The following is a 26,717-nucleotide window of genomic DNA, read 5'->3' on the forward strand; positions in this document are numbered from 1 at the left end:
GGTTGATGAGTCATTGGGGTGCGGTGCCCGGAATAAGCTGGCCACGTACCCGACCGGCCAGTAGCATGACGCGGTCCATGTTGTCAAAGTCCATGTTGTCCGCGGTAAATCGGTCTTTGCCCCGGGTCAGCTCGACCGGTTTGTGCGACTTGACCCGCTCGGTCTCCATGAACACATGCAGAAATTCACCGGCAAAGGTCAAACTGGGCAACATTTTTCCGTTTGTACCGGGCACTGCATCACGAACCACCCGTGCATCACCGATCAACTGTACCTCGGAGCCATCACCATTGGTGATGGCTTGACGCGCTGTCGCCGTCGTCAGGCGGCCCTGAGGATTGAAGGAACGAATGTGAATCTGTTCAATTTCTAGCGTGTCGGTGTCGGGAAAATGCCTCGCCTCGCCGCCACTGACTTCACTTTTAAGCCGACCGTCTGCATCGAACGTTTTCACGGCGAACTTGCGCATGAAATAGTCGGGCTGATGCTGTGCCGCAGTCGCCGGCGTTGGCGCACTGACCATGGGAGAGCTGCGAACCAACCAATACGTGGCCATGGCCAGGGTACCCATCAGCAACACCGGCAAGTAAAGCGTCAGCCGGTCCAACAGCGCCCGCACGGCATTCATGCCAGCGACTCCTGCAACAACGCCGCATAGCGCCCGCTGGCCACCAGCAACAAATCGCACAGTTCACGCACTGCCCCGTCGCCACCGTGGCGTGTCGTGACATAGTGCGCACGCGCCAGCACGTCGGCCTGCGCATTGGGCGGGGCACAGGCAAACGCACAACGGGTAAGCATCGGCAAATCCGGCCAATCGTCACCCATGGCTGCGGCCTGTGACCAGTCCAAGCCGAGGGCATTCAAGGTGATCTCGGCGGCTGGGCGCTTGTCTTCTGTACCGTAATGAGCATGCTCAATCCCAAGCGCGGAAAGCCGCAGCCGCAGGGGTTTGGAATCGCGTCCAGTGATGACTGCCGGCGTAATGCCGGCACGCTGCAGCAATTTAAGGCCATGACCGTCGAGCGTATGAAAGCGCTTGATTGCTTCGCCATGTTCCGAAAAATACAGCCCGCCATCGGTGAGCACACCGTCAACATCAAAAAAAACCACGCGGATATCTTGTGCCTTGAGCAGCAATTCGGGGTCAAAGTTCAAAGCAGGTGTCATCAGATGACCTTGGCACGCATCAAATCGTTGGTATTGAGCGCGCCGCACAAGGCACCGGCATCATCAACCACCAGCACACTGGTGATGCAGCGCTGCTCCATCAGTTCAACGGCATCCACCGCCAGCGCATCGCGGCTGATGGTGCTGGGTTTGGGGTGCATCACCTCTTGCGCCGTGCAGCTGCGTAAATCAGCGCCTTTTTCAACCAAGCGGCGCAAATCTCCGTCGGTAAAAATTCCACGAACAGCACCAGTGGCGTCGACAACGGCTGTGGCACCCAGACCTTTCGCACTCATCTCGCGCATGACCTCACTGAAGGTGGCCGTCAGTCCAACACGGGGTACTTGCTCACCGCTACGCATGACATCACTGACCAGTGTGAGCAGCTTGCGCCCTAGCGAGCCGCCCGGATGGGAGCGCGCAAAGTCTTCGGCCTTGAAGCCGCGGGCATCCAGCAATGCCACGGCCAGGGCATCACCTAGCGCCAATTGGGCCGTGGTGCTGGCGGTAGGGGCCAAGTTCAACGGGCAGGCTTCTTTTTCGACTCCGCTATTAAGAAAGAAATCTGCATAACGCGCCAAGCTGGATTCGGGGTTGCCGGTCATGGCTACCAAGGGCGCTCCCAAACGTTTGATCATGGGCAAAATCACGGTGAGCTCGTTGGACTCACCGCTGTTGGAAATAGCCAGCACGACGTCCACCGGCTTGATCATGCCAAGGTCGCCATGGCTGGCTTCAGCCGGATGCACAAACATGGCGGGGGTACCGGTTGAGGACAATGTCGCCACTATTTTGCGGCCAATATGGCCACTTTTACCCATACCCATTACCACCACGCGCCCCTGCACGGCTAGCATGAGCGCAACCACCTGGGCAAAATCCGGCCCCACATAACGCTTCAAACCCAACACGGCAGCGGCTTCGATTTCGAGAGTTTCCAAGGCAAGTGCCAAGGCTCGGTCGACATCAAAAAACGGGGCAGTGGTTAGCGGATTTGTCATGCCGGCATTCTACCGACCCACCCACTTCAGGCCTTCTGGGCTTGGTAGTATCTGGGGGTGAATCCCCTCGACTTAACCCTGTTGTATTTGTTGGCTGCCGTGCTGGGCGTGGTGGCCTGCCGCTACCTGAAATTGCCGCCCATGCTGGGCTATCTCGCCGTGGGGGTGGTGATTGGCCCCAACGCACTGGCGCTGGCCAAGAATGCCGATGGCGTGCGCCACCTGGGTGAATTCGGCGTGGTGTTTTTGATGTTTGTGATCGGGCTGGAGTTCAACTTGCCTAAGTTGCGCACCATGCGCAACCATGTGTTTGGTCTTGGCTTGTTTCAGGTGGCATTGACCATGGTGCTGACCACCGCCGGCAGTATGGCGTTTGCGATGCTCGCACCGATGCGCTGGGGCATGGACTGGAAAACAGCGTTGGCCTTGTCCAGCGCCATGGCCATGAGCAGCACCGCCATTGTGGTCAAGCTCATGAGCGAACGCCTTGAGATGGAAGCCGAGCACGGCAAGCGCGTCATGGGCGTATTGTTGTTTCAGGATTTGGCCGTGGTGCCCTTGCTGGTGCTGATCCCCGCCCTGAGCGCCTCACCCGAGCAAATGGCCGAAACACTGGCCTTGGCGCTGCTCAAAGCCGTGGCATTGATCACCGTGCTGATGGTAGGCGGCCCACGCATCATGCGTTGGTGGCTCACCCTGGTCGCCAGGCGCAAGAGCGAAGAGTTGTTTGTGCTGAACCTGTTGCTGGTCACTTTGGGCTTGGCATGGCTGACCGAGCTGGCTGGCCTGAGCCTGGCGCTGGGCGCGTTCATTGCCGGCATGTTGATTTCCGAGACCCAGTACAAACACCAGGTGGAAACCGACATTCGACCGTTTCACGATGTGTTGCTGGGCTTGTTCTTCATTAGCATCGGCATGATGCTGGATTGGCGTCTGGTGCTGGAGCGCTGGCCGCTGGTGTTGCTGCTGGTGACAGTGCCAGTGCTCTACAAGGCCGTGGTTGTCACGCTGCTGGCCCGGGCATTTGGCGCCAGCATGGGTGTGGCCTTGCGTACCGGGCTTTACCTGGCGCAAGCCGGCGAGTTCGGCTTTGTGCTGCTCACACTGGCTCAAGCAAACAAACTGGTGCCGCCAGAATTGCTGAACCCGATCCTCGCGGCGATGGTGCTGTCCATGTTGGCGACTCCGTTCATCGTGATGTACAGCAACACCTTGGTGATGCGCCTGGTCAGCAACGAGTGGCTGATGGAGTCGGTGCAAATGACCACCATTGCACGAAAAGCCATCAAGGCCAACAAACATGTGATCATTTGCGGCTATGGCCGGTGCGGGCAAAACCTGGCCCGGATACTTGACAAAGAAAACATCCCCTACATGGCGCTTGACCTGGACCCAGACCGGGTGCGACAGGCCGCTGCCGCCGGGGACTCTGTGGTCTTTGGGGATGCAGCACGGCTGCAAGCCCTGATGGCGGCGGGATTGGCGCGCGCCAGTGCCGTGGTGGTGACCTACCTTGAAACACACAGCGCCATGAAAGTGCTGGCACATATTCACGAACACGCACCACAGGTGCCGGTGGTGGTGCGCACGCAGGACGACCATGACCTGGAAGCGCTGCAACAAGCGGGTGCCACAGAGGTGGTGCCAGAAGCCATCGAAGGCTCATTGATGCTGGCCAGCCATGCCCTGGCCTTGGTGGGCGTGCCAATGCGCCGAGTGATTCGCATCGTGCAAGAGCAACGCGATGCGCGCTACAACTTGCTGCGCGGGTTTTTCCGCGGCGCGGATGACGGCTCTGTCGATGAACTGCAACAGGAGCGCCTGAGTTCCTTGACCTTGACCGTGAGCGCGCGCGCCATCGGCCATACCTTGGCTGAGCTGGCGTTGTCGTCACTATCGGTACGGCTGGTCAGCCTGCGCCGCAAGTCGGGCCAGGCGTTGAAGCTGTCGGATGATTTGGTGCTGATGGACGGCGATGCCCTTGTGTTTGCAGGCAAGGCGGATGCGTTGGAGCAAGCAGAGTTGCGGCTTTTGAAAGGCCCGTTTTAACGGGGCTCAAAGCCCAGGCTGTGCCGGGCACAATCAGGGCACTTGATTTCAACGGGCCACCTATGCCACACAACAGCGTCAACCAGTACCTTCGTGACCACATCCGCACCGTACCGGATTGGCCCACGCCAGGTGTGCAATTTCGCGACATCACCCCCTTGCTGCAGGATGCCAAGGTATTCAGGGTTCTGATTGATGCGTTTGTGCACCGCTACATGGAGGCTGAGCGCCGCCCCAGCGTGGTGGCTGGGCTGGATGCCCGCGGCTTCATTTTGGGTTCGGTGATCGCCTATGAATTGGGGGTGGGGTTTGTGCCAATCCGCAAAAAAGGCAAGCTGCCATTCACCACCGTAGAAGAAACCTATGAACTGGAATACGGCAGCGCCACTGTGGAGCTGCATACCGATGCGGTCAAACCTGGCGATAGGGTGCTATTGATTGACGACCTGATCGCCACTGGCGGCACCATGATGGCCGGCAAAAAGCTGCTGGAAAAACTGGGGGCCAGTGTGATGGAGGGCGCCGCCATTGTGGATTTGCCCGAGCTGGGCGGGTCAGCCAAAATCCGCGCCAGCGGACTGCAACTGTTCACGCTGGTGGACTTTGGCGGCCACTGAAACCACAGGCGCTAAAGTTCGCCAAACTGGGTCCGACTGAGCGGCGAGGCGGTATCGTCAGGTTGTTCGAGCAGCTGCGTGTCTTCGTAACCGGTTGGCACTGGGGCGTGACGCGGCCCGGAGGTCCGAACCTGACCTGCACCGCCCTCAATGGGGGAACTTGGGGTGACACCCATGGCCTTTTTGAAAGCCAGCACTTCCGCCTGATCAATTGGGTCAAACACGGGCGCATGCAACGAGGTTGAAATGGGCGGCGGCACAGCCACAGGGGCTACCTGCACCTGTGGTGCAGACACATGGTGAGCCGGTGCTGTGGGCATAACTGCCGGCACATCATTCACCCGCCAATAAACCGATTTGACATACATGCCGTGCTGCTGTGCCGCGTGGCTGATGATCAACTGCTCGATCACCGCAAAGCGCTCGGGTGCAACCGCCTTTGCGTCCAGCAGATCTACCATGACCAGAAACTGCCGACCATGGGTGTCAAGCGACAAAACTTTGAATTTGTAACGAGATGCCAACACCTCACTGCGCAACATGGCCTCTCGCACCACTGCATACAGGCGTTCACGCCGCTCCTGCCGCTGCGCTTTCAAGTCGACATCGGGCGCTGACCCGTGGGCGTTCGGGACCGGACGTGACGGTGCTGCCGCGTTGACAGGTGAAGTCGCATCTTTATGCGATTTGAATTTTGGCATCAGCCAATCAATAAGGGACATCGCTACCCTCCGGTCAGTTGGACGATCTGGCTATTTGCCAATGCAAAAGCTAGAGAATATCACTCCAAGCAAGTCATCGGAGGTGAATTCTCCGGTGATCTCACTCAAAGCGTTTTGGGCCAGACGCAGTTCTTCTGCCAGCAAATCAAGTGCCTGGGCTTTGGCTTCAAGGTGACATTGCGCACTGGCCAGATGCGTCTGCACCTGGTTCAGCGCCTGCACATGGCGCGCGCGGGCAATGAACACGCCCTCTGCGACCGATTGCCAACCCGCCACCTGCAACAAACGATGACGCAATGCGTCCAGCCCCAGACCCGTTTTAGCGGACAGCACCAGCCCCATGTCTGGCACGCCAGCAGGCACTGCATCCGCTTTATTCCAAAGCCCGATCACCGGTACATTTTTTGGAAGTTTTTGGGCCATAGCCCTTTTTATATCTGCATCAGCAGCTATATATTCAGGAGCATTTATGCGGGTCAAATCATGCAGGAAAAGCACAGCATCAGCTTCACCAATAGCTTCCCAGGCGCGGGCGATGCCAATTTGCTCGACCTCGTCGCTGCTGTCGCGCAAGCCGGCGGTGTCAATCACGTGCACCGGCACCCCCTCGATTTGAATGGTCTGCTGAACCTTGTCGCGCGTCGTGCCTGGCACGGCCGTGACGATGGCCAGCTCAGCGCCGGCCAGGGCATTGAGCAACGACGACTTGCCGGCGTTAGGCTGACCTGCAATCACCACCTTGATGCCCTCACGCAACAAGGCGCCTTGGCGGGCACGTGCCAGGACGTCAGACAAGGTGCGCTGCAATTTTGACAACTGTCCATGCGCATCGGCCTGGCGCAGGAAGTCAATTTCTTCCTCAGGAAAATCCAGCGTGGCCTCGACCAGCATGCGCAGATGAATCAGGGCGTCTCGCAGGTTATGTATTTCCTGGGAGAACACGCCAGAGAGCGAGCGCGTTGCGCTGCGAGCCGCCGCCTCGGTGCTGGCATCGATCAGATCCGCAATCGCCTCAGCTTGCGCCAAATCGATTTTGTTGTTCAGGAAGGCCCGTTCAGAAAACTCGCCCGGCAGGGCCACACGCAAATGCGGCAAGCGTTCGTCGCCATTTGTCCCTATTTCGGCGGCCGCCTGCAAACAGCGTGCAAGCAACAGTTGCAGCACCACGGGGCCACCGTGCGCTTGCAGCTCCAGCACGTCTTCGCCGGTAAAGGAATGGGGCCCTGGAAAATAAATGGCCAAACCATGGTCAATGGCCACACCCGCAGCGTCCAAAAACGGGGTGTAAGTGGCCTCGCGGGGCTTCAAACTGCGACCGCTGAGGGCCTGGGTCAAGGCGACCAAGCCGCGCCCACTGACCCGCACAATGCCCACCGCACCCCGCCCTGGCGCCGTGGCAAGGGCCACGATGGGGTCTTGGTGGCGCGGCAAGCTCATGGCAAGCTGGGGTCTAGGACCAGAAGCTGCTTAGAACTTGGGCAGGTGAAACTTGGGCGGCACACCCATGCGGGTGTTGATGACCCACTGCTGGGCAATCGACAACACGTTGTTGGTGATCCAGTACAGCACCAGGCCAGCCGGGAAGAAGAAGAACATCACGCTGAACGCCAGCGGCATGAACCACATCATCTTGGCTTGCATCGGATCAGGTGGTGCCGGATTCAACGACGTTTGCAGCACCGTCGTGAGTGTCATGACGATGGGCAAAATGTAAAACGGGTCTGGACTTGAAAGGTCATGAATCCAGCCCATCCAAGGGGCATTGCGCATTTCCACGCTGGCCAGCAGCACCCAGTAAAGCGCAATGAACACGGGGATCTGGATCATGATCGGGAAGCAGCCGCCCATGGGGTTGACCTTTTCCTCGCGGTAGATGCGCATCATCTCCTGCTGCATTTGCTGTGGGTTGTCTTTCAGGCGCTCACGCATTTCCATGATGCGCGGGTTAACCGCCTTCATTTTGGCCATGCTGGAATAAGCCTTGGCATTGAGCCAGTAAAAAGCCGCCTTGAGCAACAACACCAAAGCCACAATGGACCAGCCCCAGTTGTCAATGAAGCCATGCAACTTGTCCAGCAACCAGTACAAAGGCTTGGCCAAAATGGTCAGCCAGCCGTAGTCTTTGACCAGCTCCAGCCCGGGGGTCAAGGCCTCCAGAATTTTTTCTTCTTGCGGGCCAGCAAAAAACCGAGCCTCAACTGTCTTTCGGGCACCTGGCGCAATCAGTTCCAGTGGTGCAATCATGCCCACTGAGTACAAATTGGTATCCACCTTGCGCATAAACAAGTCGCGCTTAACGCCGTCGTCCAATAACCAGGCGCTGGCAAAGTAGTGCTGCACCATGGCCGCGTAGCCATTGCTGGCTGACTTCTCAATGTCAACCTTGCCTTTTTCTATGTCGGCAAACTCCACTTTTTGGTACTTCTTGGCCTCGGTGTAAATCGCCGGGCCAGTGAAAGTGGAATAAAACGATGACTCGCCGGGCGGCTTGTTGCCATCACGCACCAATTGCAGGTAAAGCTGCGGTGCCATCGCTGTGGCGCCCACGTTGAGCACCTCGTGCTTGACGGCCACTGCATAACTGCCACGCGTCAAGGTGTAGGTTTTCACCAGTTTGACGCCACCTACTTCAGGCGACTCGAACCGCACCTCAAGCGTTTTGCTGCCCTCGGCAAGCATGCGCTCACCCGAGGTCAGGGCCATCACCGACTTGTGGGTCGGCAGGCCAGTGCCGCCAGCGCCAGCGATCAGACCGGACTGGGCCAGGTAGATGCGGTCTTTGCTGTCGTCAAGCAAAATGAAATTGCGGGTCTTGTCCGCCATGTCGCGGTGTTTGAGCAACTCGACCTGCACCAGCGATCCACCTTCCGTGTCAAAAGTCAACTTGAATACATCGGTTTGCACCACCACACGTTCATGCGCCACAACCGGCGCGCTCAATCGAGACACGGCCGCCGCCCCTGCGATTTGTCCAGCACCAGCCACCGGGTTCACAGCGGTCGGCACACCATTCGGGGTGCTTGCGGCGCTCGCGGGGCCCGTGGCGTTTGGCGCCGTCTGAACCGAACTGGGGAAAAACGTTGCCTTGCGGCCGTTGTAAACCTGCCATTGATCCCACAGCATGACCAGGGAAAAACCAAAAATCACCCACAGAATGGTGCGACGAATATCGTTCATGAGGACTTCTTTTGAGTGGAAGAGGAAATCAACCGGGAAAACAAACCAGACTGGGGCTTGCCTGTTGCATCGGGCACAGGATCAAGCCCGCCGGCGCACCAGGGATGGCAACGGCCAATGCGAGCCAGCGCCAAGTAACTGCCTTTGGCCGCACCAAAGCGCTCCAAAGCCTGCAGGGCATACACCGAACAAGTGGGCTCAAAACGGCAAGACGACCCAAGCGACGGGCTCAGCAACAGGCGGTAAGCCCTGACCACGCCCATCAGCAAACGCGTCATCATGCGGTGCCTTGTGCCGGTAACGCTGTCGCTTGCGGCGAAACCTTCACCACTGCGCGTGTGAACAGTTGCTGCAATTCTTCACGCACGGCAGATTTCAGCGCCTCTGAAGTGGCACTGACATAACGCGTCTTGTCAAAGCCCGAGCGCAAGCGCACCACATGGGCGGCTTGCATAAGTGCTGGTTCGAAATCAGCGCTCACGGCATAAATTTGACGCTTGATGGCATTGCGGGTCACCGCTCGCTTGGCCCACCGCTTGGGCACCATGGCACCCATCCAGACATCATGCAATGCGAACAATGCCGGCTGAATAGCAAGCAAGGCCTCACCGTCAAGTGCCAGGCGATGCAATGCAAAGTGCGGCGTACGTGACAGGGTCGACCCCGCCAGCACAGCCTGAAACTGGGGACGGGTTTTGAGACGTTGCAAAATCAGGGAGCCTTTGCAGAACATGTCAGCAACAGGCCTTACCCACCGTCGGCTTAGACAGCCAGGCGCTTGCGGCCTTTGGCACGACGTGCGTTGATCACGGCACGACCGCCACGGGTTTTCATACGGACGAGAAAACCGTGAGTGCGGGCGCGTTTGATCTTGGAGGGTTGGTAAGTGCGTTTCATTTTTGGAAATCCTCAGAGGGCTCATAGGCGACCTGGCTCCGCCATGGTCTACATGCCAGGGGCCAAATCGGTGTTCAGTTTTCTCCTGAACAGTTCAGGGGAACCTCGGATTATCGCAAACTTTGGAGGAGGGGCCAAATTCACGCTTTCGGCGAAGTGAATTAGACCTTTTGACAGGCACCAGTTTTCGCGCGAGCTCGGGGTGTGGATAAGGGTTTGATAAATTAGAATGAAAGGCGCAGCAATTTAAAACTATCCACAGAAGCTGATTTCACAATGACCGAGGGACACCACCCCAATCCAGCCGCCGCAGATGCCGATACCCAGACGGATTTGTGGCAGGCTTGCATCGACCAACTTGCCCAGGAATTGCCTGAGCAACAGTTTCAAACCTGGATCAAACCCTTGTCAGCCCAAGTGGCAGACGACCTTTCCAAGGTCACAATTTTTGTTGCCAACCGCTTCAAAATGGACTGGATCCGGGCGCAGTACAGCGCCCGCCTCGCCCTGCTCATGGAGCGACTGACAGGACAGCCAGTACACATAGAGTTAGCGCTTGCTCCTCGGGAACCCATTGCCAAAAGCCAACCTACCCAACGATTGATGCCAGCGCCAGCCAGTGAGGTCGCCCTGGAAACCACCCAGAGCCGGGTACCAGAGGCACTGAAAAATCGGCTCAACACCGGCCTGACGTTTGACACCCTGGTGGAGGGTAGTGCCAACCGCATGGCACGTGCTGCTGCCATGCATGTGGCGGGCATGCCAGGGCATCTGTACAACCCGCTGTTCATCTATGGCGGGGTGGGTTTGGGCAAGACCCACTTGATGCACGCGGTGGGCAATCAGTTGATCGCAGACCGCCCAAATGCCAAAGTTCTCTACATCCATGCCGAGCAGTTCGTCACGGATGTGGTTAAGGCTTACCAGCGCAAGGCATTTGATGAATTCAAGGAGCGCTACCACTCGCTGGATTTGTTGTTGATTGATGATGTGCAATTCTTCGCCAACAAGGAACGCACGCAAGAAGAATTCTTCAACGCTTTTGAAGCCTTGCTGGCCAAAAAGTCGCACATTGTGATGACCAGCGACACCTATCCCAAAGGGCTGGCCGACATTCACGAGCGGCTGGTGTCGCGCTTTGACTCGGGTTTAACCGTGGCTATTGAGCCCCCCGAACTTGAAATGCGGGTGGCGATTTTGATCAACAAAGCGCAGGCTGAAGGCATTGTGATGCCCGAAGAGGTGGCATTTTTTGTTGCCAAAAACGTGCGCTCGAACGTGCGTGAACTCGAAGGTGCGCTGCGCAAAATTCTGGCTTATTCACGTTTTAACCAGAAAGAAATCTCGATCTTGCTGGCCCGTGAAGCACTGCGCGATCTGCTGTCGATTCAAAACCGTCAGATTTCAGTGGAAAACATTCAAAAAACGGTGGCGGACTATTACAAGATCAAGATTGCCGACATGTATTCCAAGAAGCGTCCGGCAAGCATCGCCAGGCCGCGCCAAATCGCCATGTATCTGGCCAAAGAACTGACGCAAAAAAGCTTGCCTGAAATTGGCGAACTCTTTGGCGGGCGTGACCACACCACGGTGCTGCATGCGGTGCGCAAAATTGGTGCCGAACGGCAACAAATGACCGAACTCAACCAGCAGCTTCACGTGCTGGAGCAAACCCTGAAAGGCTGACACAAATGAGTGGGAAAATAGCCCTTTTGCCATTGCTATGCCGCATGCTTGCAAACACCTAGATTAACGACCATAAGAGGATGACATGATTGTTCTGAAAGCCCCCCAAGATCAGGTGCTGTCCGTGCTGCAGGCAGTCGCTGGAATTGTCGAGCGCCGCCATACCCTGCCGATCCTGGCCAATGTATTGATCCGCAAAACCGGCACCTCACTGCAACTCACCACCAGCGACCTGGAAATCCAGATCCGCACCACCGCCGAACTCGGTGGCGACACAGAAGACTTCACCACTACCGTGGGGGCCCGCAAACTCATCGACATCTTGCGTACCATGCCCGCCGACCAAATCGTGTCGCTGGAATCCAGTGCCGCCAAACTCATTCTGAAAGGCGGCAAAAGCAAGTTCACCCTGCAAACGATGCCTGCCGAAGACTTTCCTCTGGTGCAGGAGTCTGCCAACTTTGGGCCCGTGTTCAGCGTGCCACAAAAGACACTGAAGGTTCTGCTCAGCAAAGTTTCATTTGCCATGGCCGTGCATGACATTCGTTATTACCTCAACGGTATCTTGTTTGTCGCCGAAGGCCGGCAACTCAGCCTGGTGTCCACCGACGGCCACCGCCTGGCGTTTGCATCGGCCACGCTGGACGTGGAAGTGCCCAAACAAGAGGTGATTTTGCCGCGCAAGACAGTGCTGGAACTGCAACGCCTGCTGTCAGATGCCGAGGGTGCCATTGAGATGCAGTTTGCAAACAACCAAGCCAAGTTCAGTTTTGGCGGCATGGAATTTGTGTCCAAGCTGGTCGAAGGCAAGTTTCCGGACTACAACCGTGTCATTCCCCGCAACCACCAAAACAGCATCATTTTGGGCCGTTCCGCGCTGCTTTCCACGCTGCAACGCACCGCCATCCTGACCAGCGACAAATTCAAGGGGGTGCGCCTGAACATTGACCCGGGCACGCTGCGCGTAGCCGCCAACAACGCCGAACAGGAAGAAGCGGTCGACGAGCTTGACATCGATTACGGTGGCGACAGCATCGAGATTGGCTTCAACGTCACCTACCTGATCGACGCGCTGGCCAACATGAGCCAGGACATGGTCAAGATTGAGCTTTCAGACGGCAATAGCTCGGCACTGCTCACCATTCCAGACGACGACCAATTCAAATATGTGGTGATGCCGATGCGCATCTAGCGCTTGACTACCCCCGCACGCACTGCCCCAAACTTATCCAAAGCTTTCCATGACCGAAGACAACAAGCCAGTTCCGACCCCCGATCAAAGTGAGCCAAACGTTCACACTGGCGAAGGAACTTCCGACAGCTCCAATTACCAGCCGACCATTGATGCGCACCAGGAAGGCGCCTCAGAGGCTTACGGCGAAGGCTCGATCCAGATCCTGGAAGGCCTGGAAGCCGTGCGCAAGCGCCCTGGCATGTACATCGGCGACACCTCGGACGGCACGGGCTTGCACCACTTGGTGTTTGAGGTGGTGGACAACTCAATTGATGAGTCGCTGGCCGGCCATTGCGACGATATTCTGGTCACCATCCACACCGACAACTCAGTGAGTGTGGTGGACAACGGGCGCGGCATTCCGACTGGCGTGAAGATGGACGACAAGCACGAGCCCAAGCGCTCGGCCGCTGAAATCGCCTTGACCGAATTGCATGCCGGCGGCAAGTTCAACCAGAACAGCTACAAGGTGTCCGGCGGCCTGCACGGTGTCGGTGTGAGTTGTGTCAATGCCTTGAGCAAAATGCTTCGCCTGACCATCCGCCGCGACGGCAAAGTGCATGTGATGGAGTTCAGCAAAGGTTTTGTGCAAAACCGCATCATCGAGACTGTGAACGGTGTCGAAGTGTCCCCCATGAAGGTGATTGGCGAAACAGAAAAACGCGGCACCGAGGTGCACTTTTTGCCCGATCTGGAAATCTTCCAGACCAACACCGACTTCCATTACGAAATTTTGAGCAAACGCCTGCGCGAGCTCAGCTTCTTGAACAACGGTGTGCGCATTCGCCTGAAAGATGAGCGCACGGGCAAAGAAGACGACTTCTCGGGCGCCGGTGGCGTCAAGGGCTTTGTGAATTTCATCAACAAAGGCAAGACGGTGTTGAACCCCAACATCTTCCACGCCATGGGCGACCGCCAGAGCGACCAGAACACCAACATTGGCGTCGAGGTGGCGATGCAATGGAACAGTGGCTACAACGAGCAAGTGCTGTGTTTCACCAACAACATTCCGCAGCGCGACGGCGGCACCCACCTGACCGGCCTGCGCGCCGCCATGACCCGTGTCATCAACAAGTACATCGATGATTCGGAGATTGCCAAAAAAGCCAAGGTCGAAGTCACCGGCGACGACATGCGTGAAGGCTTGACCTGCGTGCTCAGCGTCAAGGTGCCCGAACCCAAGTTCAGCAGCCAGACCAAAGACAAACTGGTCAGCTCTGAAGTGCGTGGCCCAGTGGAAGACATCGTCTCGAAATTGCTCTACGACTACCTGCAAGAGCGCCCGGCCGATGCCAAGATCATCGTGGGCAAGATCATCGAGGCGGCCCGCGCCCGGGAAGCAGCCCGCAAAGCCCGCGACATGACGCGCCGCAAAGGCGTGCTCGATGGCATGGGCCTGCCCGGCAAGCTGGCTGACTGCCAGGAAAAAGACCCCGCTGGTTGCGAAATCTACATCGTCGAGGGTGACTCCGCCGGTGGTTCAGCCAAACAGGGGCGCGACCGCAAGTTCCAAGCGATTCTGCCGCTGCGCGGCAAGATTCTGAACGTAGAGAAAGCACGCTACGAAAAGCTGCTGACCAGCAACGAAATCCTCACGCTCATCACCGCGCTTGGTACCGGCATTGGCAAGGCAGGGGGTACCACCGGCAACGACGATTTTGACGTGGCCAAGCTTCGCTATCACCGCATCATCATCATGACCGATGCCGACGTGGACGGCGCGCACATCCGCACCTTGCTGCTGACCTTTTTCTACCGCCAGATGCCTGAGCTGGTGGAGCGTGGCCACATCTACATTGCCCAACCACCGCTATACAAGGTGAAGGCCGGCCGTGAAGAGCTGTACCTGCAAGGCCAGAGCGACCTCGACACCTTTCTGCTGCGCGTCGCGTTGGTCAATGCGAGTGTGCATACAGGCGGCGAAAACAGCACTGTGCTGACCGGTGACACGCTGGCCGAATTGGCCAAAAAACACATGCTCGCCCAAACGGTGATTGCGCGCCTGGCCCACTTTTTGGATACCTCTGCACTGCGTGCCATTGCAGACGGTGTGCCCTTGAACCTCGACACCCTGGCTGATGCAGAGGCCTCTGCCGCTGCCATGCAAGCGCATTTGCCCGACGCCGAGGTGGCCGGAGAATTTGACGTGCGCACGGACAAGCCCATTTTGCGCATCAGCCGGCGCCAGCACGGCAACATCAAGAGCAGCGTGCTCACGCAAGACTTTGCCCACGGCGCCGATTACGCGGTCTTGAGCGAAGCCGCCAAGACCTTCCGCGGTTTGGTAGGCGCAGGTGCCCGGGTCACGCGCGGTGAAGGTGAGCGTCAGAAAGAGCAAAAAGTGGCGGACTTCCGTGAAGCCGTGGCTTGGCTGGTCAGCGAGGCCGAGCGCAGCAGCAGCCGCCAGCGCTACAAAGGTTTGGGTGAAATGAACCCCGAGCAGTTGTGGGAAACGACCATGGACCCCACCGTGCGCACCTTGCTGCGCGTGCAGATTGACGACGCCATTGAAGCCGACAAGGTGTTCACTATGCTGATGGGCGACGAGGTTGAGCCAAGGCGCGAGTTCATCGAATCCAATGCGCTGCAGGCGGGCAACATCGATATTTAACACAAAAATGGCCTCTAGCCCTTATAAATAAAGCGCTAGCAGCTATTAAATTTATAGCTTATGGATGCCATGGCCGAAAAAAAACCATTTGAAATTGCGCGGGAAACGCTCAAGCAACTCACGGCCCAAAAGCTTGCGCCAACGCCCCTGAATTACCAGCGGCTGTACAACGAGATTGCAGAGGTCCCCAATGAACCCGTTTTTCCGACAGAGCGGCTGCGCGACATTGCCCTGGCTTTGCCGACCAAGACACCCGGGCAGCAAAAGCAGCGCGGCTTGCTGGAGTCGGCCATCACCCAGCTCAACTGGGAAGGCGTCAAAAATTCATTGATGGCTTATGGTGGCTTCAGCCCGCCCGCACCATCGCCCAGCCCCGCGCTGGCCGTGCCGGTAGTGGATGCGCCCAAGCCCGCCCCGGTGGAAGCCCTGCCCGCCACACCGGCACTCACAGCACCCGCGCTGACCGCTGATTTTTTTGGCCAGATTGCCCGCGTGGTTGAATACGCGCAACCTGCTTTGGGCCAGGACGACGAACGTTTTCTGGAGCAAACCCAGGCCCTCATCAAAGCCCTTCGCCAGCCTGATGCCGACGCCATTACGGTCAAGCAATTGCTTGCCAATTACAGTCATCGGCTGTCGTTTGCGGCTGAAGACCAGGCAGAAATCAAGAAGGTGCTGCTCAAATTGCTGCACCTGATCATCGAAAACATCAGCCACCTGAGCCTGGACGACGCCTGGCTCAAGGGCCAGGTGGACGCACTCATGACCGTGTGCGTGCCACCACTGACACTGCGCCGGCTTGACGACGTTGAGCAACGCCTGAAAGACGTGATTTTCAAGCAGACCGAATCCAAAACCCGCGCCGTGCAGGCCCAGGAGGACATGCGCCAGATGCTGGCGGCGTTCATTGAGCGGCTGGGCTCCATGACCGAGTCCACCAGCAGCTTTCACACCCAGATGGAAGCCAGCGCCCGCTTGATCGAGCAAGCCAAATCCATCACCGAGATTGCGCCTGTCTTGAAAGACGTGGTAGGCGCCACCCGCAGCATGGCGCAAGACAGCCAGACCGCTCGCGACGCCTTGCAGGGCATGAAGAAAAAGGTCGAAGCCACCGAGGCCGAGTTGAGCAAGCTGCACCAGGAGCTTGACCGCGTCAGCGCCCTGGCGCGCCATGATTCGCTCACCGGTGCACTCAATCGCCAAGGCCTTGACGAAGCAGTGAACCGTGAAGTCTCCAAGGTCAGGCGCATGGACACTCCCCTGTGCATGGCGATGCTCGACATCGACAACTTCAAAAAACTCAATGACACGCTGGGTCATGCCACCGGCGACGTGGCGCTGGCGCACCTGGCGGCAGTGGCGCGTGAGGTGATGCGCCCACAAGACACGCTGGCCCGCTACGGCGGCGAAGAATTCGTCATCTTGCTGCCCGACACGCCGCTGGACCGTGGCATTGAAGCCATGACACGGCTGCAGCGCGAGCTCACCAAACGGTTTTTCATGACGGGTGCTGAAAAAGTACTCATTACTTTCAGCGCCGGTGTGGCGCAATTGGTGGCAGGCGAAACCGGGGCAGACGCCATCAAGCGGGCGGACCAGGCCATGTATCTGGCGAAGCGTGCGGGCAAAAACCGAGTGCTGGGTGCCTAAGGCAATGCACCTCGCATGAACTACCTGCTGGCTGGCTTGACCATTTTTTTCGGCGCACATTCGGTGCGCCTGTTTGCGGATGGTTGGCGCACCCGGGTTCGCAACCGCTTGGGTGCCCAAACCTGGCGCGCGGGCTATTCGCTGCTGTCTTTGACTGGGTTTTGCCTGATCGTGTGGGGGTTCGGACTGGTCCGGCAAGCCCCGATGCAACTCTGGATCCCACCCACTGGCATGCGCCACTTGGCGGCCTTATTGACGCTGCTGGCATTTGTGTTGTTGGCGGCCGCCTATGTGCCAGGCAACCAGATCAAGGCGCGTGTGCATCACCCGATGCTGGCCGGTGTCAAGCTGTGGGCTTTGGCGCACCTGCTGGCCAACGGCAACTTGGGACATGTGGTGCTGTTTGGCACATTTTTGGTCTGGGCCGTGCTGTGCTATTTGGCAGCTGGACGCCGTGACCGGCTTGAGGGCACCGTGTACAGCGGGGGGCAAACAGGGGCCACTGGCGTCACGGTGGCGCTGGGCGTTGCCGGCTGGATTGCTTTTACTTTATGGCTGCATGGCTGGCTGATTGGCGTGCGTCCGTTTGGTTGATTCGTGCCTGGTCATGACTTCATGCCCATGACCCACTGAATCATGTACTTGGCGACAAAACCCACCATGCCAAAGGCCAGGCCCAGCATCATGACAAAAAAGCCGAATTTGCCGGCTTTGGACTCCCAAGCCAACTGCCCAATGATGAACAGCATGTAGAGCATCAAGCCGCCCACGCCAAAGGTCATGCCAAAGGCGGCGATTTGTTCTTCTGTAAAACCAAACATCAGTTCTTTTCCCGTTCTGGCAACCCAGTCACATCCAGCAGGTCGCGGTAAGCATGCCAGCTGGCATGCCCGAGCAGTGGCACCAGCAGCACCAAGCCAATCAGCGCCGTGGCAAAGCCGACAAACGTCAACACCATGATGAGCGCACCCCAAATGGCCATGGGCAAAGGGTTGGCAAAAATCACCTGCCAGCTTGCTGCAATGGCCTGCCCAATGGAAATTTTCCGATCAAGCAACAAGGGAATGGTGATCACAGTCGAGGCAAAAATGGGGGCCACCAGCGCACCGCCCAGGGCCAGCCATGCCTCAAACAACCAACCCTCTTTGGCCAGCACCACATGCTCGACGAAGGCCATCGGTGTGGGAATGGGCACGGGTGCCAGCCAGGTGATCAAGCCGGCCGAAATGAGGACCCAGGCGGTGCCCGCCAGCGCCAGCAACACACCAAATCGCACCAGACGCCATTGCGCTTCGCCCCAAACCTGAATCCGGCCGCCTTGCCAGTTGAGCCAGGTTTTCAGCACCACCGAAAAACTTGGCTTTTGTCCCCGCTCCAGGCCACGGCTCAAGGCATACAAGCTGGTGGCCAACACCGGCCCCACCAGCAAAAACCCGGAAAACGCGCCGGCCATGAACCAGAAACGGTCATGCGCCACCCACAGCATCAGCGCCCCCACCAGAGCCATCGCCACACCGTGCACCACGCTGATCCAGCCACAGCGGGTCATGTCGCGCCAGGCCCGGCCCAGCCACTGCAAGGGCTGGCTTGGGTCAATGGTGCGCACCACAACGCTGTGGCTGAGCGGCGCTGTCATTTTCGGGGTTGGCGGGGAATTTGGCATGGCGGGCATGGATTAGGCGCTTGTGAACAAGTCGCTGAGGTGGCGGTTGAAAAATACAAAACGGGCTGATGTTGCCACAAGCCATCAACCGGCGCCGTGCCTCGCCTCAATAGCAACAGGGGTGGCACCCGCTGCTTGCGGATGCCACCCCTGACCGTAAGCGGTGAAAGCCTGAACCCTGGCGATTACTTGGCTGGGGGCATCGGCTGCATCGGGCCCTTGCCACCGCGAGCGCCATGGCCTCGTCCCTGACCCATCATGCTGTGGGCATCAAAGGTTTTTTGTTGCTCGGGCGTCAGCACGGCGTAGAACGCCTTGGTGGCTTCAGAGCGCTTGTCCATGGCGGCGTTCATCTCACCCATGTGCTGGGTACGCATTTCCTTCATTTTGTCAATGCGCTCTGGCGTGGTGAGTTTGGCCATGTCAGCCATGGCGGCTGGCTGTTTGCCCATCATGCCGGCAGGTGCCTTATGTGCATCGATAAAACTGGTCCAGGCAGCTTCTTGTGAGGCCGTGATTTTCAGCTGGGCTTTCAGGGCGGCGTGACGCTTGTCCATCATGGCCTGCATCTTGGCCGGGTCCATTTTGCCCATGCCACGGTGGCTCATGCCGTGGCCCTGCATGCCGCCACCCATCATGTCGCACTGAGCGCCACCCATGGGGCCCATGGGCGACTGCGAATAAGCCAAACCAGCAACCAGCAACAAACCAGCCACCAGGGAGATTTTCAAATTGGTCTTCATCATCATTTCCTTTAAGTTAGGGCCAATGACCTGAGAGTGGCATTGGCGTGAAAAGAAGTATGCGGCGCCCGTGTATCGCGCCCATGAGGCTGCGTGAAAGCTTTGTAAAGTTGTGCCAAGATTTGCCCGGATTGGCCAGTGATTGATGGGATGATTGGCCGCCGCAAGTTTGAAAATTTATCTCTAGAAGGTTATCCCTGTGTTCAAGAACGTCATCATGTACCGCATCGCTCCGGGCTGGAGCATCACTGCCGAAGAAGTTGAAGGCCGTCTGCAAGACAACCACTTTGTGGAATGTGGCGCATCCCAGGAAAAATCCGTGGGCTGGAGCGAGCCGCGCGGCGAAGCCAACGGACCACTGCTCGAAGTCGTCGCCGGCCAATGGATTCTGAAGCTGATGGTGGAAACACGCGCCTTGCCTGCCTCGGTGGTCAACCGCAAGGCACAAGAGCGCGTGGCCCAGATTGAAGCCAGCACCGGGCGCAAACCCGGCAAGAAAGAAACGCGCGACCTCAAAGACGACATTCGGCTGGAGCTGATGCCCATGGCCTTCACCAAGCAGGGCAGCACCCGGGTCTGGATCGACCGCGAGGCAAATTTACTCGTCACAGATGCGGGCAGCCAGGCGCGCGCCGATGAGTTGGTGACCCTGCTGGTGCAAAACCTGCCGGGTTTGGCCTTGAGTCTGGTCAACACCAAAGTGTCACCCAGCGCCGCCATGGCCGACTGGCTGGTGACGCAAGAAGCGCCACAGGGTTTCAGTGTGGACCGCGAATGTGAGTTGAAAGCCGCTGACGAGTCCAAGGCAGCCGTGCGTTATGCCCGCCACCGGCTTGACACCGACGAGGTCAAACAACACATTGAAGGCGGCAAAATGCCGACCCGTCTGGCCATGACCTGGAACGACCGGGTGTCCTTTGTGCTCACCGAGGGCTTCCAATTGAAGAAACTGGCGTTTCTGGACGTGGTGTTTGAGGGCGCCAGCACTGGCAAGGACGATGGTTTCGATGCTGATGTGTTGATTTCTACAGGCGAGCTGCAAAAAGCCTTACCCGAGCTGCTGGAAGCCTTGGGCGGCGAACTGCCCTTGGCCTGATTTTTTATATAAAATATAGCTCTAGACCTTATATAACAAGCGCAAGCAGCTATATAAAATGTAGCATTTTGCGCTTGATTTGCGGGGTTTGGCCCCCCGCTGGCCAGTGAAACAAGTCGGTTACTTCTTCATCGGGCAGGTGTTGATGCCCAAAATGGTATAGAGCGGGCACCAACCCAGGGCACCGGTAGCCAAAGGCACAATGCCAATCCAACCCCAGACGCCGATGTTACCCGCGAGGGTCAAGCCGATCAGCACCAGACCAACGACGATGCGCAGAATGCGGTCAATACCGCCAGAATTTGATTTCATGAAAACTCCTTGAAGTCACAGGTTTAAAAATAAGACCTGTGTATTACACCTGCTGCAAGGTGGCCAGGTCTGTGACTCAGGTCACCCAGCCCAGGACCTCATGGTCTGCCGCGTACCGGGCGCGGTCTGTCGGCGTTCACGCCGGGTTGGCACTGACCAAGGCGCGCAGGGCGGCACCGTTGATGATCTGAATCTGCTCGCGACCCAGGCTAACCCAGCCTTCACGCTCAAAGCGGCGCAGCAAGCGGGTGACAATTTCACGCACTGTGCCCAGTTCATCGGCCAGGGTTTGGTGGGTCACCAAAAGCTGTTGGCCACGGCCCAGCAAGGCTGCAGCCAAACGGCGGTCGAGCTTCTGAAACGCCACCGCATCAATCAGCAAGGTCAGATCGGCCATGCGCTCGGCAAACAGGCCCAATACGTCGTTGCGAAACGCCGGCGTTTCCAGCCAGCGCTTGAACAAGTCAGGCGCAATCAGCATCAGGGTGCTAGGCTTGGTGGTGATGCCAAAGGCGCTAAGTGGTTGGGCGCGGAACAGGCAGGCGCTCGACACCAGGCACAACTCGCCGGGCACCACCCGGTAAAGCTCCAGTGAACGACCATCGCCTGAATTGCGCGACACCTTGATTTCCCCCGCCAGCACCAACGGAAACCCCTGGCAAGCCGCGTTTTCGCTGAACAACACAGTGTTGGCGGGCACCTCAAAGGGTGCCAGGCCCGACCCAGGCGCATCAATGGCGGGTTGCACCTGCGCCAATGAGGGGTACAAATCTGTCAGCAGCGCCATTGATTCCAAATGGGTCATGCGCAGCGGCTCAGGGGGCAACGGTGTAACCTTCGTCAGCAATGACCTGGGCCAGGGCCTCACGCGGCTGCTCGGACTCGACCACCACGCTGTTGCTGCTGCGGTCAGCCTGCACTTCAGCCGTGCGGTCGAGCTGGCGCACCGCACGCACCACCGCTTTTTCACAATGTTCACAGGTCATGCCGGTCACGGTAAAGGTTTGCTTCATTTCAATTCCTTGGAAAATACGCTGCGTTTAATAGCGCGTATTGTGAACCTTGCCACCTTTTTCAGGCTCTACCTTCCATGACAACACCCCAACTCTCACCGGACACCCTGCGCATTGACATCGGCATCCATGGCATGACCTGCGCATCATGCGTGGGGCGGGCTGAGCGGGCGCTGAAAAAAGTGCCCGGTGTGCAAGAGGTGAGCGTCAATCTGGCGACCGAATCTGCCCGCGTGATGGTGACCGCTTCCGAGCAAATTGAAGCCCGGCTCCGGCGTGCCGTGCGCGATGCTGGTTACGAACCGGTGGCGGCCAATGCCGCCATTGATGCGCCGTCCGAATCCAACTGGGCGGGTTTTGCACCAGTGGCTGTGGGGCTGGTGCTGTCCGCCCCGTTGATGTTGCCCATGCTGGGCACGCTTTGGGGTCAGCACTGGATGTTGCCCGCCTGGCTGCAATTTGCGCTGGCCACACCCGTGCAATTCATTCTGGGTGCGCGTTTCTACAAGGCTGGTTGGCATTCCTTGAAGTCGCTCAGCGGCAACATGGACTTGCTGGTGTCCATGGGCACCACGGCCGGGTGGACGCTTTCGATGTGGCTGTGGCTGAGCGCCACACCCGGGGCCATGCCCCACCTGTACTTTGAAGCATCAGCCGTGGTTATCACGCTGGTGCTGCTGGGCAAATGGCTGGAAGCGCGCGCCAAACGCCAAACCACTTCCGCCATCCGCGCCTTACACGCCTTGCGGCCTGACACAGCGCACCTGCTCGGTCTGGACGGTGAGGTGGATGTGCCGATCGACGAAGTGTTGGTGGGTGACGAGTTGGTGGTGCGCCCGGGCGAACGTTTCAGCGTCGACGCCATGGTGCTCGAAGGCATGACCCAAGTGGATGAATCCATGCTAACCGGCGAGCCATTTCCCGTGGCGAAAGCACAGGGCGACAAAGTCACCGGCGGCACACTCAATGGCGATGGCCGGGTGGTGGTGCAAGTCAAGGCAATTGGGGTCGACACGGTGCTGGCCAGCATCATCCGGCTGGTGGAAGACGCCCAGGCTGCCAAGGCACCAATTCAGCGCCTGGTCGACCAAGTCAGCGCCGTGTTTGTGCCGGTGGTGCTGGTGGTGGCCTTGCTCACGCTGCTGGGCTGGTGGCTCACTGGCCATGCCTTTGAGGTGGCAGTGATCAACGCCGTGACCGTGCTGGTGATTGCCTGCCCCTGCGCTTTGGGCCTGGCCACACCGGCAGCCATCATGGCGGGCACTGGGGTGGCGGCAAAATTCGGCATTTTGATCAAGGACGCGCAGGCACTGGAGCTAGCGCACAAGGCCGACGTGGTGGTGTTTGACAAAACCGGAACCCTCACTGTGGGCCAGGCCCGGTTAACGGATTTTGTGGTGGCTGCAGGTGCGGACCAAAGCGCTTTACTGGCGATGGCAGCCGCTTTGCAGAGCGGTAGCGGTCACCCGCTGGCCAGGGCTGTGGTGGCAGCTGCCAATGAACAAAAATTGACGCTGCCCGGTGTCACCCAAATGCAATCCTCACCCGGCAAAGGCCTGCGTGGGCTGGTCAATGGTGACGATGTCCTGATCGGCAGCCTCCGCTGGATGCAGGCGCTGGGAGTTCAACTCGGCGCCCTCGGTGACCGTTTACAAGACCTGGAAGCCCAAGGCGCCACCTTGGCCCTGATGGCCCGGCAAACACCCACCGGTTTGACGGCCCTGGCTTTGCTGGCTTTTGGTGATGAGCCCAAGGCCAGCGCCAGTGCGGCAATAACCACGCTGCGCGCGCGCGGCATCCGGGTCATGATGCTCTCTGGCGACAACACAGCCGCTGCGCTGGCCATGGCCAAACGTGTTGGTTTGCAGCCTGATGAGGTCATCAGCAACGTGCTGCCGGGCGACAAAGCGGCGCACATCGTCACCTTGAAGCAACAAGGTCACACCGTGGTGATGGTGGGCGACGGTGTCAACGATGCACCTGCACTGGCTGCCGCCGATGTCGGCATGGCCATGGCCAATGCAGGCGGTGGCACCGATGTGGCCATGCACGCAGCAGGCATCACCTTGATGCGTGGCGACTTGGCGCTGGTGGCTGCCGCGCTGGACATCTCTGACCGCACCGTGGCCAAGATCCGGCAAAACCTATTTTGGGCTTTTATCTACAACGTGGCGGGCATTCCGCTGGCCGCCTTTGGTTACCTGAACCCGGTGATGGCCGGTGCCGCCATGGCCATGAGTTCGGTGAGTGTGATAAGCAATGCGTTGCTACTCAAACGCTGGCAACCAAAATCATCGAAAATTTCTTATAAAATAACGCTTTAGCCCTTATTAAATAAGCGATAGTAGCTATATATTTTATAGTGATAGCGTGCATTCAAAGGGGTAAGAACCCATCAGCTATTTTTGTCAGACACCAGACATCAACGCGCGTCGGGCAGCTCAATCTTGACTTCCAGAACTTCCAGGTTATCTTGCCGTTCGAGGTTGACCTTGATGTCATCAGGATTGATCTTGATGTATTTGCTAATGACCGCGATCAATTCCCGTTGCAGGTCCGGTAGGTAATCCGGGGTGGCGGGGTGGCGGCCGTTGCGCTCATGCGCCAGGATAATCTGCAGACGTTCCTTGGCAACGTTGGCGGTTTTTTTCTTCTCGCCGAGAAAAAATGAGAAAAAAGACATGGTGTCACTTCCCTCCAAACAGGCGTTTGAGCAACCCTTGTTTGGGTGGTTCGGTAAACCGCATCGGCTTGTCTTCCCCCAGAAAACGACTGATCACGTCTTTGTAGGCCTCAGACACGTCGCTGCCTTCCATGTGCACCGCCGGCACGCCCTGGTTGGACGCTTGCAGCACGGATTCACTCTCAGGAATGACACCAATCAGCTTGATGCGCAAAATGTCCTGAATGTCTTGCAGTGACAGCATTTGCCCCTGGTTGACACGCGCCGGGTTGTAACGGGTGATCAGCAGGTGTTCCTTGATGGGCTCAAGCCCTTCCACGGCACGCTTGGTTTTGCTCGACAGCATGCCCAGAATGCGGTCTGAGTCACGCACCGAAGACACTTCAGGATTGGTCACCACCAGCGCTTCATCGGCAAAATGCATGGCCATCAAGGCACCGGTTTCAATGCCGGCAGGTGAGTCGCACACAATAAATTCAAAGTCCATGGCGGCCAAGTCTGCCAGCACTTTTTCCACGCCAGCTTGCGTAAGCGCATCTTTGTCACGGGTTTGTGAGGCAGCCAGCACATACAGGTTGTCACACTGCTTGTCTTTGATGAGCGCCTGGTTCAGGTTGGCTTCACCATGGATCACGTTGATCAGGTCATACACCACGCGGCGTTCACAGCCCATGATCAGGTCCAGGTTGCGCAGGCCCACATCAAAGTCAATCACGGCGGTCTTGTGGCCACGCATGGCCAGGCCGGTTGAAAAACTGGCGCTGGTGGTGGTTTTACCCACGCCACCTTTGCCGGAAGTCACCACAATAATTTTTGCCATGTTGAAAGCGTCTTTCAGAGAATATATTTACGAGGACAAGGCTTCAAACAACAGTTTGTCCTGCCCGTCATTGCTCAAACGCACCTGCGCCGGCTTGCCTTGAATGTCTTTGGAGAGAGGATTTTCGCTGGTGCGATAGACACCTGCAATCGAGATCAGTTCAGGTTCCAGGCAAAGCGAAAAAATACGCGCTTGTGTGTTGCCGCTGGCACCGGCCATGGCTTTTCCGCGCAGAGGGGCATACACGTGAATATTGCCGTCTGCAACCACTTCAGCCCCCATGTTGACCATGGCCAGCACCACCAAATCAGCACCGCGGGCATAAATTTTTTGACCAGAGCGCAGTGGTTTGTCGATCACCATTGTGGCTGGACCAGGCACAGACACTTCGCGGATGACTTCTTTCACAACTTCCCGTGTCACTTCGCGCACGGGCTCAGGCATGGATTTTTCTGTTGATTTTTTTTGACTGGCTGTCTTGCTGCGCGGCAATTCGACAGGTGCTTCCAATAGCCCACAGGCTAGCGCGAGAGTGGATTGGTCGGGTGAGGCGTTACGAAATGCAATGGGTTTCAAGCGACAGCTGATTAAGGCTTGAATCAATGTTGTCAAGTTCTGATTGACTGCCTGATGACTCAACTGGGAAAAGTCAAGCACCAAGGCATCTTGGTCAAAAAAATCAGGGCTGGCGCTGTCAGGACCAAATTGAGCCATGGCGTCGGCTGTGATTTGCGCAATGTCTGGCGTTTTCAGCAACAGGGCCACCAAGGGCAACTGAGCGCTTTTGATTTCAAAGGAATTTGCCACGAAGCCTGAACAGAAAAAGAAGGGAACCAAGCAAAGGATTGCCAAACCATCACGACGCTTGGCGCTGTTAGTGATGTTGGCGAAGGCCCAAATCTTACTTGATTGAGTCCGGAAAAGTCAGCACACCTTGAAATTATTTGAATTTATACACAGGTTCATTTTTTCCATGGGCGAGTTTATTTGAACAGTGGAGAAATCTTCTATGACTTAATTTATATTTAATTTTTTAAGATAGTCGTAGTAGGTAAGGTCTGCACTTTGGCGTGGATAACTTTAATTTATCTATATAAATCAATGTCTTAAGTGATGTCAAGTCATGTGGACCAGTCTGCTTCCATGCTGCACTTCAATTCTTGATAACTCTAAGTTCTGTTTTTTTTTGTGGATAACTTTCGAATTCAAGACAAATTATTCACAGCTTTATCCAGAGGATGATGGGTGGTTTTTGCGATGGTGACAATTTTGGCTAACTGGCAGGTAGCCAGAGAGATGCCTCGAATGTTGAAACAGCTTCGCCGTTGCGAACCCGCCGTATCTGGCTTTACATCGCATGCAGACCTTTAACAGGCTGCCTATTACTTCAAGTGATGCGTTTTGGTCTCGGCGTGGCGTTGTCCCATGCCGATCTGCTGGGGCCGTTTTGTCGCTTGGCATGTACTGACATCACAGCGGTCGGGCGCAATGCTGCCAGTGGGCGTGAACGCAGGTGTTTTCACCTGTGGAGAAATTTTCTATGACTTACTTTATATTTACTTTTTAAGATAGT

Annotated in this window: 27 protein-coding genes; 9 read left to right on the forward strand and 18 right to left on the reverse strand. The window is 57.5% G+C overall.

Features of this window, described 5'->3' with window-relative positions; genetic code table 11:
* Positions 1–10 precede the first annotated feature (10 nt).
* The 3 genes from lptC to PHQ58_RS14405 are packed head-to-tail and all read right to left on the reverse strand — an operon-like array spanning position 11 to position 2,171.
* Positions 11–628 (reverse strand): LPS export ABC transporter periplasmic protein LptC, encoded by a 618-nt coding sequence (gene lptC, locus PHQ58_RS14395; RefSeq protein WP_300112072.1) that lies wholly within the window; start codon positions 626–628, stop codon positions 11–13.
* Entirely contained in the window at positions 625–1,170 is a 546-nt protein-coding gene (locus PHQ58_RS14400) for an HAD family hydrolase (protein ID WP_300112074.1), read from the reverse strand. Before PHQ58_RS14400 ends, lptC begins: the two co-directional genes overlap by 4 nt.
* Positions 1,170–2,171: a KpsF/GutQ family sugar-phosphate isomerase gene (locus PHQ58_RS14405; protein ID WP_300112076.1), complete on the reverse strand. Its 1,002-nt coding sequence runs from the start codon at positions 2,169–2,171 to the stop codon at positions 1,170–1,172. The genes PHQ58_RS14400 and PHQ58_RS14405 overlap by 1 nt, the downstream gene beginning before the upstream one ends.
* 57 nt (positions 2,172–2,228) lie before the next feature.
* Between PHQ58_RS14405 and PHQ58_RS14410 the strand changes: the two genes are divergently transcribed.
* Both PHQ58_RS14410 and PHQ58_RS14415 read left to right on the forward strand, forming a co-directional pair.
* A complete protein-coding gene (locus PHQ58_RS14410; protein WP_300112078.1) occupies positions 2,229–4,220 on the forward strand; it encodes a monovalent cation:proton antiporter family protein in 1,992 nt (663 codons plus the stop codon).
* A 62-nt stretch (positions 4,221–4,282) separates the two neighbouring features.
* Positions 4,283–4,837 (forward strand): adenine phosphoribosyltransferase, encoded by a 555-nt coding sequence (locus tag PHQ58_RS14415; RefSeq protein ID WP_300112079.1) that lies wholly within the window; start codon positions 4,283–4,285, stop codon positions 4,835–4,837.
* Positions 4,838–4,848: 11 nt separating this feature from the next.
* Here PHQ58_RS14415 and PHQ58_RS14420 read toward each other — a convergent pair whose 3' ends face one another.
* Genes PHQ58_RS14420 through rpmH form a run of 6 tightly spaced genes read right to left on the reverse strand, consistent with a single transcriptional unit; the run spans position 4,849 to position 9,633 of the window.
* A complete protein-coding gene (locus tag PHQ58_RS14420) occupies positions 4,849–5,559 on the reverse strand; it encodes a hypothetical protein (protein ID WP_300112081.1) in 711 nt (236 codons plus the stop codon).
* Between the two features lie 30 nt (positions 5,560–5,589).
* Complete coding sequence (gene mnmE / locus PHQ58_RS14425) at positions 5,590–6,996, reverse strand: tRNA uridine-5-carboxymethylaminomethyl(34) synthesis GTPase MnmE (protein ID WP_300112083.1); 1,407 nt, start codon at positions 6,994–6,996, stop codon at positions 5,590–5,592.
* A gap of 30 nt (positions 6,997–7,026) precedes the next feature.
* On the reverse strand, positions 7,027–8,736 hold the full coding sequence (gene yidC / locus PHQ58_RS14430) for a membrane protein insertase YidC (protein ID WP_300112085.1): 1,710 nt from the start codon (positions 8,734–8,736) through the stop codon (positions 7,027–7,029).
* Entirely contained in the window at positions 8,733–9,017 is a 285-nt protein-coding gene (gene yidD, locus PHQ58_RS14435) for a membrane protein insertion efficiency factor YidD (RefSeq protein ID WP_300112087.1), read from the reverse strand. The genes yidC and yidD overlap by 4 nt, the downstream gene beginning before the upstream one ends.
* Entirely contained in the window at positions 9,014–9,445 is a 432-nt protein-coding gene (locus tag PHQ58_RS14440; protein ID WP_300112089.1) for a ribonuclease P protein component, read from the reverse strand. The genes yidD and PHQ58_RS14440 overlap by 4 nt, the downstream gene beginning before the upstream one ends.
* A gap of 53 nt (positions 9,446–9,498) precedes the next feature.
* Entirely contained in the window at positions 9,499–9,633 is a 135-nt protein-coding gene (rpmH, locus tag PHQ58_RS14445) for a 50S ribosomal protein L34 (RefSeq protein WP_066096666.1), read from the reverse strand.
* Between the two features lie 276 nt (positions 9,634–9,909).
* Between rpmH and dnaA the strand changes: the two genes are divergently transcribed.
* The 5 genes from dnaA to PHQ58_RS14470 all read left to right on the forward strand — a co-directional run bounded on the left by dnaA (position 9,910) and on the right by PHQ58_RS14470 (position 17,408).
* Positions 9,910–11,319, forward strand: coding sequence for a chromosomal replication initiator protein DnaA (dnaA, locus tag PHQ58_RS14450; RefSeq protein WP_300112092.1), 1,410 nt, complete (start codon positions 9,910–9,912; stop codon positions 11,317–11,319).
* A gap of 85 nt (positions 11,320–11,404) precedes the next feature.
* Positions 11,405–12,511 carry a DNA polymerase III subunit beta gene (dnaN, locus tag PHQ58_RS14455; protein WP_300112094.1) on the forward strand — a complete coding sequence of 369 codons (1,107 nt, stop codon included), beginning with the start codon at positions 11,405–11,407 and terminating at the stop codon, positions 12,509–12,511.
* A gap of 49 nt (positions 12,512–12,560) precedes the next feature.
* On the forward strand, positions 12,561–15,164 hold the full coding sequence (gyrB, locus tag PHQ58_RS14460; RefSeq protein ID WP_300112096.1) for a DNA topoisomerase (ATP-hydrolyzing) subunit B: 2,604 nt from the start codon (positions 12,561–12,563) through the stop codon (positions 15,162–15,164).
* Between the two features lie 69 nt (positions 15,165–15,233).
* Entirely contained in the window at positions 15,234–16,814 is a 1,581-nt protein-coding gene (locus PHQ58_RS14465; protein WP_300112098.1) for a GGDEF domain-containing protein, read from the forward strand.
* A gap of 15 nt (positions 16,815–16,829) precedes the next feature.
* Entirely contained in the window at positions 16,830–17,408 is a 579-nt protein-coding gene (locus PHQ58_RS14470; protein WP_300112100.1) for an NnrU family protein, read from the forward strand.
* 11 nt (positions 17,409–17,419) lie between these two features.
* Here PHQ58_RS14470 and PHQ58_RS14475 read toward each other — a convergent pair whose 3' ends face one another.
* The 3 genes from PHQ58_RS14475 to PHQ58_RS14485 all read right to left on the reverse strand — a co-directional run bounded on the left by PHQ58_RS14475 (position 17,420) and on the right by PHQ58_RS14485 (position 19,220).
* Positions 17,420–17,635 carry a DUF2788 domain-containing protein gene (locus tag PHQ58_RS14475; protein WP_300112102.1) on the reverse strand — a complete coding sequence of 72 codons (216 nt, stop codon included), beginning with the start codon at positions 17,633–17,635 and terminating at the stop codon, positions 17,420–17,422.
* Positions 17,635–18,477 (reverse strand): DUF2189 domain-containing protein, encoded by an 843-nt coding sequence (locus tag PHQ58_RS14480; protein ID WP_300112104.1) that lies wholly within the window; start codon positions 18,475–18,477, stop codon positions 17,635–17,637. Before PHQ58_RS14480 ends, PHQ58_RS14475 begins: the two co-directional genes overlap by 1 nt.
* Positions 18,478–18,662: 185 nt before the next feature.
* The gene (locus PHQ58_RS14485; RefSeq protein WP_300112106.1) at positions 18,663–19,220 is read right to left on the reverse strand and encodes a Spy/CpxP family protein refolding chaperone; all 558 of its coding nucleotides are present in this window, start codon (positions 19,218–19,220) and stop codon (positions 18,663–18,665) included.
* Positions 19,221–19,419: 199 nt separating this feature from the next.
* Between PHQ58_RS14485 and PHQ58_RS14490 the strand changes: the two genes are divergently transcribed.
* A complete protein-coding gene (locus tag PHQ58_RS14490; protein WP_300112108.1) occupies positions 19,420–20,316 on the forward strand; it encodes a recombination-associated protein RdgC in 897 nt (298 codons plus the stop codon).
* Positions 20,317–20,436: 120 nt separating this feature from the next.
* Here the strand turns inward: PHQ58_RS14490 and PHQ58_RS14495 are convergent, their stop codons facing one another.
* From PHQ58_RS14495 to PHQ58_RS14505, 3 genes are all read right to left on the reverse strand, one after another.
* Positions 20,437–20,628 carry a DUF2892 domain-containing protein gene (locus tag PHQ58_RS14495; protein ID WP_300112110.1) on the reverse strand — a complete coding sequence of 64 codons (192 nt, stop codon included), beginning with the start codon at positions 20,626–20,628 and terminating at the stop codon, positions 20,437–20,439.
* Positions 20,629–20,764: 136 nt separating this feature from the next.
* Entirely contained in the window at positions 20,765–21,433 is a 669-nt protein-coding gene (locus PHQ58_RS14500) for a Crp/Fnr family transcriptional regulator (protein WP_300112112.1), read from the reverse strand.
* Positions 21,434–21,443: 10 nt separating this feature from the next.
* Positions 21,444–21,641, reverse strand: coding sequence for a heavy-metal-associated domain-containing protein (locus PHQ58_RS14505; RefSeq protein ID WP_300112114.1), 198 nt, complete (start codon positions 21,639–21,641; stop codon positions 21,444–21,446).
* 77 nt (positions 21,642–21,718) lie between these two features.
* On the opposite strand from PHQ58_RS14505, the gene PHQ58_RS14510 reads away from it, so the two are divergent.
* A complete protein-coding gene (locus PHQ58_RS14510) occupies positions 21,719–23,965 on the forward strand; it encodes a cation-translocating P-type ATPase (protein ID WP_300112116.1) in 2,247 nt (748 codons plus the stop codon).
* Between the two features lie 98 nt (positions 23,966–24,063).
* On the opposite strand, the gene minE is transcribed toward PHQ58_RS14510, so the two are convergent.
* From minE to minC, 3 genes are read right to left on the reverse strand one after another with little or no spacing between them, the layout of a single operon-like run.
* The gene (minE, locus tag PHQ58_RS14515; protein WP_300112118.1) at positions 24,064–24,324 is read right to left on the reverse strand and encodes a cell division topological specificity factor MinE; all 261 of its coding nucleotides are present in this window, start codon (positions 24,322–24,324) and stop codon (positions 24,064–24,066) included.
* 4 nt (positions 24,325–24,328) lie between these two features.
* Complete coding sequence (gene minD / locus PHQ58_RS14520; protein ID WP_300112120.1) at positions 24,329–25,144, reverse strand: septum site-determining protein MinD; 816 nt, start codon at positions 25,142–25,144, stop codon at positions 24,329–24,331.
* Positions 25,145–25,171: 27 nt separating this feature from the next.
* On the reverse strand, positions 25,172–25,951 hold the full coding sequence (gene minC / locus PHQ58_RS14525; protein WP_300112121.1) for a septum site-determining protein MinC: 780 nt from the start codon (positions 25,949–25,951) through the stop codon (positions 25,172–25,174).
* Positions 25,952–26,717 lie beyond the last annotated feature (766 nt).

This window comes from Rhodoferax sp. (assembly GCF_028688795.1).
GTDB lineage: Bacteria > Pseudomonadota > Gammaproteobacteria > Burkholderiales > Burkholderiaceae_C > Rhodoferax.

Excerpts from the sequence above, each read along its gene's own strand:
- PHQ58_RS14495 (WP_300112110.1), bottom strand. The coding sequence starts at position 20,628 with ATGAAATCAAATTCTGGCGGTATTGACCGCATTCTGCGCATCGTCGTT.
- PHQ58_RS14480 (WP_300112104.1), bottom strand. The coding sequence starts at position 18,477 with ATGCCAAATTCCCCGCCAACCCCGAAAATGACAGCGCCGCTCAGCCAC.
- PHQ58_RS14510 (WP_300112116.1), top strand. The coding sequence starts at position 21,719 with ATGACAACACCCCAACTCTCACCGGACACCCTGCGCATTGACATCGGC.
- gyrB (WP_300112096.1), top strand. The coding sequence starts at position 12,561 with ATGACCGAAGACAACAAGCCAGTTCCGACCCCCGATCAAAGTGAGCCA.
- rpmH (WP_066096666.1), bottom strand. The coding sequence starts at position 9,633 with ATGAAACGCACTTACCAACCCTCCAAGATCAAACGCGCCCGCACTCAC.
- PHQ58_RS14400 (WP_300112074.1), bottom strand. The coding sequence starts at position 1,170 with ATGACACCTGCTTTGAACTTTGACCCCGAATTGCTGCTCAAGGCACAA.
- PHQ58_RS14465 (WP_300112098.1), top strand. The coding sequence starts at position 15,234 with ATGGCCGAAAAAAAACCATTTGAAATTGCGCGGGAAACGCTCAAGCAA.
- dnaN (WP_300112094.1), top strand. The coding sequence starts at position 11,405 with ATGATTGTTCTGAAAGCCCCCCAAGATCAGGTGCTGTCCGTGCTGCAG.
- PHQ58_RS14485 (WP_300112106.1), bottom strand. The coding sequence starts at position 19,220 with ATGAAGACCAATTTGAAAATCTCCCTGGTGGCTGGTTTGTTGCTGGTT.
- PHQ58_RS14505 (WP_300112114.1), bottom strand. The coding sequence starts at position 21,641 with ATGAAGCAAACCTTTACCGTGACCGGCATGACCTGTGAACATTGTGAA.
- PHQ58_RS14405 (WP_300112076.1), bottom strand. The coding sequence starts at position 2,171 with ATGACAAATCCGCTAACCACTGCCCCGTTTTTTGATGTCGACCGAGCC.
- dnaA (WP_300112092.1), top strand. The coding sequence starts at position 9,910 with ATGACCGAGGGACACCACCCCAATCCAGCCGCCGCAGATGCCGATACC.
- PHQ58_RS14415 (WP_300112079.1), top strand. The coding sequence starts at position 4,283 with ATGCCACACAACAGCGTCAACCAGTACCTTCGTGACCACATCCGCACC.
- PHQ58_RS14500 (WP_300112112.1), bottom strand. The coding sequence starts at position 21,433 with ATGACCCATTTGGAATCAATGGCGCTGCTGACAGATTTGTACCCCTCA.
- PHQ58_RS14470 (WP_300112100.1), top strand. The coding sequence starts at position 16,830 with ATGAACTACCTGCTGGCTGGCTTGACCATTTTTTTCGGCGCACATTCG.
- yidD (WP_300112087.1), bottom strand. The coding sequence starts at position 9,017 with ATGATGACGCGTTTGCTGATGGGCGTGGTCAGGGCTTACCGCCTGTTG.
- minD (WP_300112120.1), bottom strand. The coding sequence starts at position 25,144 with ATGGCAAAAATTATTGTGGTGACTTCCGGCAAAGGTGGCGTGGGTAAA.
- PHQ58_RS14420 (WP_300112081.1), bottom strand. The coding sequence starts at position 5,559 with ATGTCCCTTATTGATTGGCTGATGCCAAAATTCAAATCGCATAAAGAT.
- mnmE (WP_300112083.1), bottom strand. The coding sequence starts at position 6,996 with ATGAGCTTGCCGCGCCACCAAGACCCCATCGTGGCCCTTGCCACGGCG.
- yidC (WP_300112085.1), bottom strand. The coding sequence starts at position 8,736 with ATGAACGATATTCGTCGCACCATTCTGTGGGTGATTTTTGGTTTTTCC.
- lptC (WP_300112072.1), bottom strand. The coding sequence starts at position 628 with ATGAATGCCGTGCGGGCGCTGTTGGACCGGCTGACGCTTTACTTGCCG.
- PHQ58_RS14475 (WP_300112102.1), bottom strand. The coding sequence starts at position 17,635 with ATGTTTGGTTTTACAGAAGAACAAATCGCCGCCTTTGGCATGACCTTT.
- minE (WP_300112118.1), bottom strand. The coding sequence starts at position 24,324 with ATGTCTTTTTTCTCATTTTTTCTCGGCGAGAAGAAAAAAACCGCCAAC.